The sequence below is a fragment of the Paenibacillus sp. IHB B 3415 genome, from assembly GCF_000802655.2.
GTDB classification, from domain to species: Bacteria; Bacillota; Bacilli; order Paenibacillales; family Paenibacillaceae; genus Paenibacillus_AQ; species Paenibacillus_AQ phytohabitans.
In genome coordinates this window covers 1-12,980 of record NZ_JUEI01000066.1, presented here as the reverse complement: position 1 = coordinate 12,980, position 12,980 = coordinate 1, and the positions used below count along the sequence as shown (strand labels likewise).

Sequence of the window (12,980 nt, the reverse complement as noted above, 5' to 3'; positions counted from 1 at the left end):
GTAACGAGCCCCTAATCCGCACAAGATTAAAGGTGGTGTGATTCTGAATATTGTATTTATGTTCCCCGGTCAGGGGTCACAGGTCCCTGGTATGCTAGATGACATACCTGAGTATGTGAAAAAGGCAACAAATGTCTTAGGGGTAGAAATCCGTGATGATGCAGAGGCGCTGAATTCAACAGTATGGATTCAGACGGCGCTGTTCGTGAAGGAAATTGCAGCGGCGAACGGGCTGATTGAAGCGGGCATCACCCCGCAGTTTGTGGCGGGACATTCGATAGGAGCTTTTCCGGCAGCGGTAATTGCCGGGGTTCTCCCGTTCGAGGATGCGCTGCGGATCGTCTGGCAGCGGGCTAAGCTGATGGAAACAGCGTACACCCGAGGCTATGGGATGGGCGTCATTATCGGCCTTACGAAGAAAGAAGTTCAGCAAGCCGTCGATCTGGCTCATAGCGTAGAAGCACCTGTGTATCTCTCCAATATGAATGCGGAGCAGCAGATCGCTGTTTCGGGTTCTTTGGAAGGAATAGAGTTCGCTTTTCAGCACGCCAAACAACTGGGAGCGGCCAAAACCATGTTGCTCAAGGTCCCTATCCCTTCGCACTCTCCCTTGATGTTAAGTATATCCCAGGAGTTATTGAAATTAGTCTCCACAGTTTCGCTTCAGGATGCCAAGATTCCTTACTTGTCTAACCATACAGGCCGAATGATCCGGGCCAAGGAGAAAATTGCCGAGGATCTGGCCCTGAATGTGGCGCACCCCGTACGGTGGATGGATATGGCCAGTATATGCGTTGAAGCCGGGGCCGATTGTTTCGTGGAAATGCCTCCAGGCAACACATTATCCCGGCTAGTGAAGCAGGCCCACCCGGGTACCCGGCAGATTGCCGTGGACGAGGTAGGACCCGAAGCGGCTCAGTATTTAATCAGAAAATGGAAGGGGCAGGAAAATGAATAAGGTACAACGTTCCTGGTCACAAAAACGCGACAAGAAGCTTGAAAAATTATCGAATGTACAGAAATGGCTGGATGGAAAATACGTCGATCCGTCCCGGATTGTTGAATTAATGGAGGCATTGCTTGAGCCGGGCGCGCGAGTTGTATTGGAAGGGGATAATCAAAAGCAGGCATCATTCCTGTCCCAAAAGCTGCTGGAGGTTGATCCCGCGAAGGTTCATGATCTGCACATGATTATGTCCAGTATCTCCAGACCCGAGCACTTGGATATCTTCGAGAAAGGGATTGCGGGCAAGCTGGACTTCTCGTATTGCGGCTCCCAGAGTCTGCGGGTTGCCCAAATGATTGAGGATGGAACGTTGAAGCTCGGCGATATTCATACGTATCTTGAATTATTTGGCCGTCTGTTCGTCGATCTGATTCCGGATGTGGTCCTGGTGGCGGCTGACAAAGCTGACCGCGAAGGCAACCTGTATACCGGCTACAACACGGAGGAAACACCAACGATTGTCGAAGCGGCCGCCTTCAAGGATGGCATTGTGATTGTGCAGGTCAATGAAATCGTTGATGTGCTGCCAAGAACGGATATTCCGGCATCCTGGGTGGATGTCATCGTTCAGGCGGACAAACCATATGCGCTTGAAGCGCTCTTTACCCGTGACCCGCAGAACATTACAGAGCTGCAAATCCTGATGGGTATGATGGCGATCAAAGGTATCTACGGAAAACATCAGGTGCAGTCACTGAACCACGGTATCGGATTCAATACAGCGGCCATTGAGCTGCTGCTGCCGACATACGGAGAGCAGCTCGGCCTGAAGGGTAAGATTGCCAAGCATTGGGTGCTGAACCCGCATCCGACGCTGATCCCTGCTATTGAAAGCGGCTGGGTGGAGAGCATTCACAGCTTCGGCGGCGAAGTGGGGATGGAGAAATACATCTCGGCCCGCTCCGACGTATTCTTCGTCGGCAAGGACGGCACCATGCGCTCCAACCGGGCGATGGGCCAGGTAGCCGGCCAGTTCGCGGTGGACATGTTCATCGGCTCAACCCTGCAGATGGACCCGCTCGGCAACTCTTCGACCGTAACTGCCGGCCGCTTGTCCGGCTTCGGCGGAGCGCCGAACATGGGGCATGATCCGCGCGGACGCCGTCATGCTACTCCAGCTTGGCTGGATATGATTCAGAAACCGCATGAGCTGTCCAAAGGCCAAAAGCTTGTTGTGCAGATGATCGAGACTTACGGTGCGAACAAGAAGCCGGTCTTCGTGGAATCGCTGGATGCGATCAAGGTGAAGGATGAATCCGGCCTGGCTACTACGCCGGTAATGATCTATGGGGATGATGTCACGCACGTCGTTACCGAAGAAGGCATTGCCTACCTGTACAAAACAGACAGCATGGAAGAACGGAAGCAGGCGCTGGCAGCGGTCGCCGGAGTTACACCGCTCGGTATGGAGAGCAGTGAGCAGGATGTGACCGAGCTCCGCAGCAGAGGCATTGTAGCGCTGCCGGAGGATCTCGGCATCCAGCGCAGACAAGCCAAACGTTCTCTGCTTGCGGCGCAGACGATTAATGATCTGGTGGATTGGTCGGATGGCTTGTATCAGCCGCCGGCTAAATTCCGGACCTGGTCTTAAGCCTATGGTAGCCGCAGCCAGTACAACGTTCGGGGCAGAGCTGGCCGCGGGGGCCGTGCAGGCTCTGGTAGAGGAGGCGCTGCTCACACCGAAGCCGGGACTTGTCGATGCCAGGGACAGCGGCTCGCACGCGGATATGTCCATCGGACTGATGCTCACATCGGCCCGGGCACTCGAAGGGACGTTTCGGCGCATCGCCGATATCTCATATCTGCATCCGGTGAATCAGTCCCTGCGTGAAGCGATCGCTGCCATCGGCCGGGAGGGCGAGCAGCAGATGCTTGCGGCCACTGGTGGTGTGAATACGCACAAAGGGGCCATTTGGGCACTCGGGCTGCTGACCAGTGCACGCGCAGCCTGCCCGGAAGAATGTGATCCGTACCGTATCCTCAGTATTGCGGGTCAGATAGCTTCCTTTGAAGACCGCTACACACCGCTTTTGTCAACCAACGGCCAGGCGGTAAAGCGGAAATACAAGGTAACCGGTGCCGCTGAGGAAGCCCAACTGGGATTCCCCCATATAAGGGAAGCTGCCTTGCCTGCGTTACTCCGGGCCAGAGCCAGCGGAAAGACAGAGGATGAAGCGCGTGTCGAGGCACTGCTGGCGCTGATGTCGACCGTGGAAGATACCTGCATCCTGCACCGTGGGAGCTGGAGTGATCTGACGGCTATCCAAGGGATGTCCGCGTCTTTCCTCCATGCAGGCGGCTTCAGCTCGCAGACGGGCAGAAAGATATTTTACCGGCTGTCGGAGTACTGCACTGCAAGACGTCTGTCTCCTGGAGGCAGCGCAGATCTGCTTGCTGCTATATTGTTTCTTGAAATATAAGAATTTATCTGGAGGTGTACGTGCAGATGGAGAAACTGCAATTTCAATATAAAACGAATAAGCCGATTGAGAAACCGGCGCATATCGGTGTTGTCGGATCAGGGGACCTGGAGATTATTATGGAGCCAGCGGAGGGCGAATTCACTACAGTCAGCGTCCTTACAGGAAGCGACGGATTCTCCCAGGTATGGAACAACGTACTGGAGCGGTTCTTCACACGGTATCCGATTCACGCAAAGGTTACGGTGCATGACTTCGGAGCTACTCCGGGGGTAGTTGCACTCAGATTATCGCAGGTATTGGAGGTGCTGGATTATGCAGAATAGTTTTGTAGAGTTAAAAGGACGCGAACGCGCCATGGCACTACTGGATCACGGTACCTACCGGGAGTTGCTTGGCCCGCTGGACGGTATCCAGTCCCCGCATCTTGAACCGCAGGGCATCGTTCCGCAGAGTGACGACGGTATTGTGCTGGCGCTCGGGGAAATCCGGGGGCGGAAGGTTCTGGTCATCTCCATGGAGGGAGCTTTCCAGGGCGGGGGCATCGGGGAAGTCAGCGGCGCTAAGATCGCCGGTGCGCTGGAGCTGGCGCTGGAAGAGAATCACAAAGGCAATACCGTGTATCCGGTGATGATTTTTGATACCGGCGGTGTCCGGCTGCAGGAAGCGAACTACGGGCTGCTGTCCATCTCGGAAATTTGCAGCCAAATTGTAGCACTGCGGAAGATTGTTCCGGTAGTGGGGCTAATCCCCGGACGTGTAGGAGCCTTCGGCGGTATGTCGATTACAGCGGAGCTGTTCACGACAATCATTGCTACCAAGAAGGCCCGCCTCGGCCTGAATGGGCCTGAGGTTATCGAGCAGGAAGCTGGCGTGATGGAGTTTGATGCCAGCGACAAGGCGCTGATCTGGAATACGATTGGTGCGAACCAGCGTCTGGCTACAGGCCTCGTTGATAAGGTAGTAGAGGATTCAACTGATGCAATCATCGAAGCGGTGTTTGCAGCTTTTGAAGCTCCGGCCAAGCCGTCCAGAACGGAGCAGGTAGATTTCAATCTTAACCTGCTGAAGCAACTGGATACGGATACGGAATGGACACCTGAGCGTTACCGGGATTTCTATCAGCAGGTGGCAGCTGCTCCGCAGTCTGTTCCAATAACTCAGCCAGGTCCGGCTGATGCTGCGGACAGCAGAGGCTACCGCTGGTTCTCCAAATTGACAGGGATTGCCCATCCGGTCAGTGAGGTTCCTTCGGTACTTGCTGCCGATGTGGAGAAGAACGGACATTTATCCAGAGTGATTGCCGTCGTTCCTGATTCCGGCAGCCGTTTCAAGCGTGCCCGCAAAGGGGAAGTCGGCTTGCTGGAAGGCTGGACCCTTGCCCAAATCGTAAGAGATGTCATCAAGCAGGACGAAGACAAAGAGATCAAACGCCCGATCATTGCCGTCATTGATGTACCCAGCCAAGCTTACGGCTATAAAGAAGAAATGGTCGGCATCAGTATGGCGCTTGCAGCAAGCACCGATGCCTATGCAACGGCAAGACAGCAAGGTCATCCCGTCATTGGCGTGATTGTCGGCAATGCCATCTCTGGAGCTTTCCTCTCGCACGGACTTCAGTCGAACCGCCTGATCGCACTGAATGATCAAGAGATCAATATCCAGGCGATGTCCAAGGCTTCCGCAGCGCGGATCACCAAGCGGACAATTGAAGAGCTGGAAGAAGCCAGCAAGAAGGTTCCGGCCATGGCCTACGACGTGAACAGCTACAGCACACTGGGCCCACTATACAAACTGTTGTCCGGTATCGAGGCGGATGAACCGCAGGCTGCTGATATTGCCAAAGTTGAACAGACTATATTGGAAGCCATAGAGTCCACCATAGACGCTCCCCGCGATCTCAGCTTCCGCTATCAGACGGAGGAAGCTTTATCCGGCGGCCGCGCAGCAACGCTTAAAGTGCGTCAGGTACTGCGGGACCAGTGGTAAACCGGACGCATGATCTGATTGAAATCACCGATCTATCCTGGCTCAGCATGGATGAGAACCAAGAGTGGACTGCCGCCTCGCTGCGGCGCATCCCCTTTGTTGTCGTCCGGCGGGCGGAGCAGCTCCAGGATGGCGGTATTCCCGTAGGAATCCGGGGAGCTGAGCGGAATCAGCGGGCTGCTGCCCGCCTTGCGCCGCAGGGAATCAGGCGGAGTATTACTCCGTATGAGGTTGCCAGGGAGCGGCTGTGGACGACTTTGCCCGCTGAAAGACAAGAGCTTCCCGTCCTTAGAATCATGGATAAGGCCGCGGAGCTGCTGAAGGAATGGCACTGGGGACCGGCCGGCAGTGCGGGTTTTGAAATGGTTACAGGGTATCCTTCCTTGAAGGAAACTAGCGATCTCGATCTTGTGATCGGCAGTTCGGGAATGATCGGGCGCAGACAGGCCGAAATTCTGCTGCGTGAGCTGGATAAGCTCGGTCCGCGGATTGATATTCAATGGGAGATTGAAGAGGGAGCTTATATCCTGCGTGAACTCGTCAACGGTCTGACAGACTCGGTGGTACTGCGGACTATCCATGGCTCGAGGTTAGTCCGAAACCCTTGGCGGTGAATCAAGCTTTTATCAAAGGCAAAAAGGGAGGAAGTACAATCGGTTGAGCGGTGATCCATCCTCATACGGTTATGTGCAAATTATGGAGGAAATAGCGGAGAGTGCAAAACTAAATATGAACGAAAGCGATATTCTGAAGGTATTTGCCGTAAGCGGGGCAATCCTGCAGAGTGTGCTGGGTATATTCCTGAAGCATGCCCACGGTAATTCTGATCTGGCCTTGCTGGCCGTGATCTATAATCTTGTGAAATACACCGCGCCAGTGTTTATTTTCGCTATTGTGTATGGAATGGTGAAAGGGAACCAGCATACGAAGACTGGCCATTTTTACAAGGAGAAATTCTATGAGCTGGTGATTCCCTACTTCCTGTGGGCAACAGCCAGTCTGATCTTCATTCCAAGTCTTCAGGTTAACCGTCATGCTACCTCTTTCTGGTCACTGATTGAGTCCTATGTAGTCGGTAACTCTTCATCTCAGTACTGGTATACGGTTATGATGCTGCAATTCCAGGTTCTGATGCCGGTTCTGATCTATACCTGTTATAAGTTCCTGTCCAAGCCGTCACGGGTGATCCCGCTGCTCGTCGTAAGCTTCCTGTTCTTCGGCGCGTGGCTGTGGATGTATGATACCTACGTATTCCACGGTGTGTATGCTACCAGCTTGCGTTATCTGGACCGTTTCTTTGTCAGCTACTTTATTTATGGCCTGCTGGGCGGAATCGCCTGGGTCTATAAGGATAAGTTCGATGGGATTCTTCACCGCATCCAGTTCATTCTTATTCCCGTCATGCTGCTGCTGCTCATCTGGACCAATCGCGAGTTCTTCAGCTTCGGATTTGAGGATATGAGCTTCGGCAATCTGATCTATCTGAAACCATCCATGACATTGTACAGTCTGGTGGTCATCGCCCTCATCTATATGCTGGCCAGACATCTGCTTCTTGTGCAGTCACGCACGCTTCCGTTCTATAAATGGCTGTCTACGTATGCGTACCGGGCCTTTACAGCGAATGTGTTTATTCTGTACGTCGTGTTGAAGCTGTTCGGCGGTTTAGTTGACCAGCTGCCGTTCTTGGTAGCGCTGGTCCTGGTTTATCTCACAACTGTAGCCTGTTCATTCTGCGTCGTGTATGGCTTTGCGAAAGGCTACTCCTTGATTAAACGGACATTTATGAAGAATGAAATGGCTGTGCAAGCCGAACATTAAAGACTCAAATATGAAAGGCCCATGCGGTTTGCGCATGGCCTCTTTGATATGCTGCTGAGTGTCATTGCCTATTTTTATTCACAGCCTACACCGTCACCGTCTTTATCCAGTTTACGCGAGTATCCTGGGTCTCCGGCGCGGATAGGATCAGCTCCTGCCGCCCGAACAGCATCACAATTCTTGTAATATACATCCTGAACTGGCGCTTTAGTGGCCGCAGGTTTTTTGGTGGCCTTGGGCTTTGTTGTGCTAACGGGTTTTTTAGTTGCAACGGGGTTCTTAGTTGGAGCAGGTTTCTTTGTAGGAGCGGGCTGCTGTGTAGCCTCAGGCTTCTGCGTTTGAGCTGCGGCGATTTTATTTCTGGAAACTCCCGGCTCTTGGGTTGCCTGGGCAATTGTACTTACACTCTTCCCGGCAGGAGAGGATGAAGGTAAGGGGGCAGCGGTGTTTAGAACCGGGTCTTGGGTATCAGGGATAATGATGATTGCAATAATAAAACAAATGACCAGCTGAATACCTGCGTACTTTGTAACCTTCTTCCGGTTACGGTTATCCTCATTCCCCCACCAGATCACTTTCTGAGGGAAGATCATTCCGAATAACCAGACAGGGATGGCGGCGAGAGCAAGGAAAAGGAAATTGAAGGCGATTACTACAAGGAAAGGGAAGAATAATAGCAAGAGGATTTCAAACAAAATAACAATTGCACTAATGATGAGAGCTTTTTTTGAACGTGACATAATAAACCCCTTTAATGTATTGGTTGACTCCAATTAGTTTAGCAATTAAAGGAAGTTTTTTCTATATAAAACGACTCCACCTTTCGACAAAAATGCAAACGATTTGGGGGGTTATTTTGATAGAGAATTACACGAATGTCCATGCTATACTGATGGGGTGTCTTCAACTATCCCTCATTATAGAATCAAAGGGGATATCACTTATTTTGTAAGGAGTATGTTATGCTTGTTAATTTGCTCATCAATTTTTCATTGCTTACTACGTTTATCTTTTTCGGGGATATGATATTGGCTCTCTTAAAAGGAAAGCGGGCGTTCTCCAGGCTTCAATTACATGCTTTATATGGAATCGGGTTTGGACTGTTTGGCATTGTTCAGCTGTATTTTGCTTTTCCTTTAGGCGATGGCACCATTATAGACTTCCGGCAAGTCTCGATTCTGGCATCCACATATCTTGGCGGGCCTGTTACCGGGATGATTTCGACAAGTTTAATTGCTTTGTTCCGGCTTTTTTTCCTTGGTGAAATTAATGAAGCGACCCTATTAGGTGTTGTTAATATCGCGATTACTTTTCTGGTGGGCGTTTTTGCTTTTTCGCTTAAAATCCCCGCTTTTTACCGGTGGCTGGTTGCAGCTTGCGGGATGGTCATACTCTCCACCTGTATACTGCTTCCGCTGGTAGGCTGGACTAACATAGGCACGATTCTTCTATTTGACATGATCTGTTTCATGGCATGCCTGTTTAATTATCTGCTCATTAACCACCTGGAGAAATCCCATGACGCATTAGAAATGTTTAAAGAGGCGGCAGAGCGGGATTTCCTTACGGGACTCCATAATCCCCGGTCCTTTAATCTGATTTTCAAAAAAACGGCGGAAATAAGCGCGCTCCAGAATGAAACGTTCTCTCTGCTGTTAATAGATATCGATCATTTCAAGGTTGTTAATGATACATACGGTCATGCGGCCGGAGGTGTGGTCCTGTCCAAACTCGCTGATATTCTCCAGTCCGGTATCCGTATACGCGATTATTGTGCGCGCAAAGGTGGGGAAGAGTTCGCGGTTCTGCTTCTGCGGTGTACGGCGGATAAGGGCATGACGGTTGCCGAGAAGCTGCGTTCCTCGGTTCAAGACAGCATCTTTGTACTTCCTGACCAGTCCCAGCTAAGGATTACGATTTCTGTAGGGGTTTCTTCTTTTCCGGAATCTGCCCCGGCAGAAATGCTGGAGAAAGCCGACGAAGCTTTATATGAGGCTAAAGGAAAAGGCAGAAACCAGGTTTGCTATGCTGAACCGCAGCTTACATAAACTTTGCAGGATAACAGCGGGTCCAATTATAAAAACAGCGGTAGCCGCGGGCGAAATAAATCCCGGACTATCGCTGTTTTTGTGCTAACGTTTGCCATTAGACATAAATATATGCCGTGCTAAAGCCTAGGTGGTCAGTCAGACGGTTAACGGACGGGCATATAGCGGAGCACCACGACGCCGGAGCCGAAGGTTGTGGTCCCGCTCAGCTTCAGATCCAGCCGGTCACGGACTCCCCCTAACAATTGGGGACCACGTCCGGCAACGATTGGCTGAATCAGGAAGTGATATTCATCTATCAAGCCTAGTCCTGCCAGAGTAGAGCCGAGGCCGGGACCGCCGTTAACGACCAGGCTCTTTCCTTCTGCAGTAAGCTGCTGCACTTCCTCTGATACTGTCCCCGTTAGCAAAAAAGAGTTCTGCCACGACAAGTGATCCAGCGTCCGCGAGAAGACATACTTGGGTTTCCGGTCGAGCTTATGTGCAAAGTCGACCATAAATTGTGGTCCTTCACCGCTAATAGCAATGGCTGGCCAAGCGCTTTCCATCAGCTGGTAGATTTTACGTCCCATAAGCAGGCCATCGGCCTGGTCCATCAAGTCCACCGTATACTGGTGGAGCTCCTCATCCGCTATCACCTGCGTGTGGTCACAGCAACCGTCCAGTGTCACATTCATCTGCAGGATTACACGCCCCATATGCAGCCTCCTTATGTTCCTTTTTAGCCTGCCGGATACAACCTTAGTTTAACGGAGGAGGGTGGATTAAACAAACCCGCCCTTTAGCTTAATTATCAGAATAACAGCTATTGACAATCCACTACTACGTGTTACTATGTAGTGGTAGTAAGTAATACTGAATACCAGTCATACAGAGTAGTGAGGAGGAATTGTGCTGGATAATCTGACAGAAATGCTCAAGGGCGTACTTGAGGGCTGTGTCCTCGAAATTATAAGCCGCAACGAAACCTACGGTTACGAAATCACAAGGCAGCTGAATGCCCTCGGCTTCACCGATGTTGTAGAGGGAACGGTGTACACCATCCTGATCCGGCTTGAGAAAAGCAAGCTGGTAGATACCTCTAAGAAACCTTCGGATATGGGACCGCCGCGAAAATTCTTTGCGCTGAATGATGCGGGGCGTGAGGAGCTGCATAAGTTTTGGGGGAAATGGGAGTTTGTATCATCCAAAATGAACGAGTTAAAGGAGAGAAATCAATGAATTTTTGGGAAAAAATCACCGGCAGAGACATGACCAAAGAATTCCAGGCTTTTGAGCTGCGGGTAAAAAAGCTCCCGGCTGATTATCAGGCGGCCTGGGAAAAAATTAAAGCCGAGCTTTGGCCGCACTCTGATTTCACCGGCCGTAACCTCATGCCCATTCTTGACGGTGTGCTTGGCCTGCTGGAAGAAACGGCGGCGGACGGCCAGAATGCCGGCGAGGTATTAGGTGACGATATCAAAGGCTTCTGTTCAGCGCTGGCTGGTGAAGAAGGAGCAAAGACTTACCGCGACAAATGGCGCAAGCAGCTTAACGATAATATTGCCAAAAAATTAGGGAAGTAGGAGGATATTATGAAAATACGGGATATGATCGAGGGCAAAAAAGAGTGGCGGGCGCATGTTGCGCGTGTCAAAGCACTGCCGCAGGATTACCAGATTGTATATAAAGAGCTGCAAAAATATCTGTTTAAGGTCGGTCCTGTAGAGCTGACAGAGGGAAATGGTTTGCTTTCGGGGATTGTCGATCTTTTTGCAGAGGGTGCTGCCCTGGGAAAAGGGGTGCTCGAAGTGACGGGCAGTGATGTAGCGGCGTTCTGTGACGATCTCATCAAAGATTCCAAAACCTACGCTGACCTCTATCAGGAATCTGTAGACCAGGAAGAAGCCAAGGCCATGAAAAAGGTGACGGATAAAACAAAGTGAAAGGGGGAAACAGAAATGGGCAATGCAATAGAAGTAAAAGGTTTGCGAAAATCCTTCAATAATATAGAAGTTCTGAAAGGCGTCGATTTCGAGGTGCGGCGCGGCGAAATTTACGCGCTGCTCGGTTCCAACGGTGCGGGTAAGACAACGATTGTCAGAACCCTCACTACCCTGCTGAAACAGGACGGGGGAAGTGCCACCGTAAACGGCTTTGATGTAGCATCGAAGCCTGATCATGTACGCCAGTCGATCAGCCTGACCGGACAGTTTGCCGCCGTGGACGAGATATTGACCGGGCGTGAGAACCTGATCATGATCGCCAGACTCCGTCACCTGAACCATCCGTATCAGATAGCGGATGAACTATTGAAGCGGTTCGGCCTGACCGAAGCCGGGAGCCGCAGGGTGTCTGCTTATTCGGGCGGTATGCGCCGGAGACTGGACATCGCCATGAGCCTTGTGGGAGAGCCGCAGCTTATCTTTCTCGACGAGCCTACCACCGGACTTGACCCCGAAGGGCGGGGCGAAGTCTGGAAGACGGTCAAAGAGCTTGCTGCTAAGGGCACAACCGTATTCCTGACCACGCAGTATTTGGAGGAAGCCGAGCAGCTGGCCGATCAAATCGCCATCCTGCATGAGGGCAGGATCATTGCGAGCGGCACACTCACGGAGCTGAAGAAGCTGTTTCCGCCTGACAAGGTGGAGTATGTGGAGAAACAACCCACATTAGAAGAGATATTCCTCGCCATCACCGGTAAAAGGGAGGGAAAGTAAAATGGAAATGACAGCGAGACACTTCCTCAGTGATATGAGCGTTATGCTTGGACGTTCCATGCGCCATATTATCCGCAGCCTGGATACCATCATCACAGTCACCATCACTCCGATCGCCATGCTGCTGCTGTTCGTTTATGTGTTCGGCGGGGCCATTCAGACCGGTACAGACAACTATGTGAATTACCTGCTGCCCGGCATCCTGCTGATCGCAATTGCCAGTGGCATCTCCTATACGGCCTACCGGCTGTTCATGGATATGCAGAGCGGCATCTTCGAACGGTTCCACTCGATGCCGATTGCGCGTTCGGCGGCGCTCTGGGGGCATGTGCTGACCTCACTCGTGTCCAATGCGATTTCGGTTGCCGTCATCATTCTTGTAGCACTCCTTATGGGCTTCCGCTCTCCGGCAGGAGTATTGGCATGGCTTGCCGTGGTTGGTATACTGGCGCTGTTCACGCTGGCCCTGACTTGGATCGCGGCGATTGCCGGACTGTCCGCCAAATCGGTGGACGGCGCAGGCGCCTTTTCCTACCCGCTAATCTTCCTTCCCTTCATCAGCTCTGCGTTTGTGCCGACTGAAACCATGCCGCGGGCTGTCCGCGCTTTTGCCGAGAACCAGCCGGTAACCTCCATTGTGGAGACTATCCGCGCCCTGCTGGCGGGGCAGCCTGCCGGACATGACATCTGGACTGCACTTGCCTGGTGCCTGGGGATACTGGTTGCCGCATATCTGTTTGCGATGCGTGTATATAAACGAAAGGCGGCGTGAACGGCTGCCCGGTTTCTGATATCAAAAGCATGGCGCCTCCCCGGACCTTCCGGGACAGGTGCCATTTCTGCGTGCGGCCTAGATATTGTCTCAGCGTTTCAGCAGATGGTTGAAATCCTGCACATAATACAACATTTCCCCTCACATATCGCCCCAAATCCGGAATTGTTGTATGAAAGAGACAATTTCATAATTCCAAACCCTTGCTGGGAGCGGTTTTTTTGA

Annotated in this window: 15 protein-coding genes; 13 read left to right on the top strand and 2 right to left on the bottom strand. The window is 51.9% G+C overall.

The genetic code is table 11. The features are described 5' to 3' along the window. The first annotated feature begins 58 nt into the window (after positions 1 to 58). The 7 genes from QW71_RS26205 to QW71_RS26175 are packed head-to-tail and all read left to right on the top strand — an operon-like array spanning position 59 to position 7,236. Complete coding sequence (locus tag QW71_RS26205) at positions 59 to 958, top strand: ACP S-malonyltransferase (protein ID WP_373604793.1); 900 nt, start codon at positions 59 to 61, stop codon at positions 956 to 958. Continuing rightward, positions 951 to 2,597, top strand: coding sequence for a malonate decarboxylase subunit alpha (gene mdcA / locus QW71_RS26200; RefSeq protein ID WP_039306195.1), 1,647 nt, complete (start codon positions 951 to 953; stop codon positions 2,595 to 2,597). The genes QW71_RS26205 and mdcA overlap by 8 nt, the downstream gene beginning before the upstream one ends. Before the next feature lie 4 nt (positions 2,598 to 2,601). Further along, positions 2,602 to 3,426 (top strand): triphosphoribosyl-dephospho-CoA synthase, encoded by an 825-nt coding sequence (locus QW71_RS26195; RefSeq protein ID WP_039306252.1) that lies wholly within the window; start codon positions 2,602 to 2,604, stop codon positions 3,424 to 3,426. 26 nt (positions 3,427 to 3,452) lie between these two features. Continuing rightward, positions 3,453 to 3,752 (top strand): malonate decarboxylase subunit delta, encoded by a 300-nt coding sequence (locus tag QW71_RS26190; RefSeq protein ID WP_039306192.1) that lies wholly within the window; start codon positions 3,453 to 3,455, stop codon positions 3,750 to 3,752. Continuing rightward, positions 3,742 to 5,415 carry a biotin-independent malonate decarboxylase subunit beta gene (mdcD, locus tag QW71_RS26185; RefSeq protein WP_039306189.1) on the top strand — a complete coding sequence of 558 codons (1,674 nt, stop codon included), beginning with the start codon at positions 3,742 to 3,744 and terminating at the stop codon, positions 5,413 to 5,415. The genes QW71_RS26190 and mdcD overlap by 11 nt, the downstream gene beginning before the upstream one ends. Continuing rightward, a complete protein-coding gene (locus QW71_RS26180) occupies positions 5,409 to 6,029 on the top strand; it encodes a malonate decarboxylase holo-ACP synthase (protein WP_039306186.1) in 621 nt (206 codons plus the stop codon). Before mdcD ends, QW71_RS26180 begins: the two co-directional genes overlap by 7 nt. A 43-nt stretch (positions 6,030 to 6,072) precedes the next feature. Next, on the top strand, positions 6,073 to 7,236 hold the full coding sequence (locus tag QW71_RS26175; protein WP_235441554.1) for an acyltransferase: 1,164 nt from the start codon (positions 6,073 to 6,075) through the stop codon (positions 7,234 to 7,236). Between the two features lie 74 nt (positions 7,237 to 7,310). Here the strand turns inward: QW71_RS26175 and QW71_RS42275 are convergent, their stop codons facing one another. After that, positions 7,311 to 7,976, bottom strand: coding sequence for an excalibur calcium-binding domain-containing protein (locus QW71_RS42275; protein WP_039306183.1), 666 nt, complete (start codon positions 7,974 to 7,976; stop codon positions 7,311 to 7,313). Positions 7,977 to 8,198: 222 nt separating this feature from the next. Here QW71_RS42275 and QW71_RS26165 point away from each other — a divergent pair, with 222 nt between their 5' ends. Next, positions 8,199 to 9,284: a diguanylate cyclase gene (locus tag QW71_RS26165; protein ID WP_039306180.1), complete on the top strand. Its 1,086-nt coding sequence runs from the start codon at positions 8,199 to 8,201 to the stop codon at positions 9,282 to 9,284. Positions 9,285 to 9,430: 146 nt separating this feature from the next. Here the strand turns inward: QW71_RS26165 and QW71_RS26160 are convergent, their stop codons facing one another. Next, entirely contained in the window at positions 9,431 to 9,982 is a 552-nt protein-coding gene (locus QW71_RS26160; protein ID WP_039306178.1) for a dihydrofolate reductase family protein, read from the bottom strand. A 214-nt stretch (positions 9,983 to 10,196) separates the two neighbouring features. Here QW71_RS26160 and QW71_RS26155 point away from each other — a divergent pair, with 214 nt between their 5' ends. The 5 genes from QW71_RS26155 to QW71_RS26135 are packed head-to-tail and all read left to right on the top strand — an operon-like array spanning position 10,197 to position 12,755. Then, entirely contained in the window at positions 10,197 to 10,505 is a 309-nt protein-coding gene (locus tag QW71_RS26155; RefSeq protein WP_306766067.1) for a PadR family transcriptional regulator, read from the top strand. Beyond that, a complete protein-coding gene (locus tag QW71_RS26150; protein ID WP_039306173.1) occupies positions 10,502 to 10,849 on the top strand; it encodes a DUF1048 domain-containing protein in 348 nt (115 codons plus the stop codon). Before QW71_RS26155 ends, QW71_RS26150 begins: the two co-directional genes overlap by 4 nt. A gap of 9 nt (positions 10,850 to 10,858) precedes the next feature. After that, on the top strand, positions 10,859 to 11,209 hold the full coding sequence (locus QW71_RS26145) for a DUF1048 domain-containing protein (RefSeq protein ID WP_039306170.1): 351 nt from the start codon (positions 10,859 to 10,861) through the stop codon (positions 11,207 to 11,209). 15 nt (positions 11,210 to 11,224) lie between these two features. Next, entirely contained in the window at positions 11,225 to 11,983 is a 759-nt protein-coding gene (locus tag QW71_RS26140; protein WP_039306167.1) for an ABC transporter ATP-binding protein, read from the top strand. Between the two features lies 1 nt (position 11,984). Further along, a complete protein-coding gene (locus QW71_RS26135) occupies positions 11,985 to 12,755 on the top strand; it encodes an ABC transporter permease (protein WP_039306164.1) in 771 nt (256 codons plus the stop codon). The last annotated feature ends 225 nt before the right edge of the window (positions 12,756 to 12,980 follow it).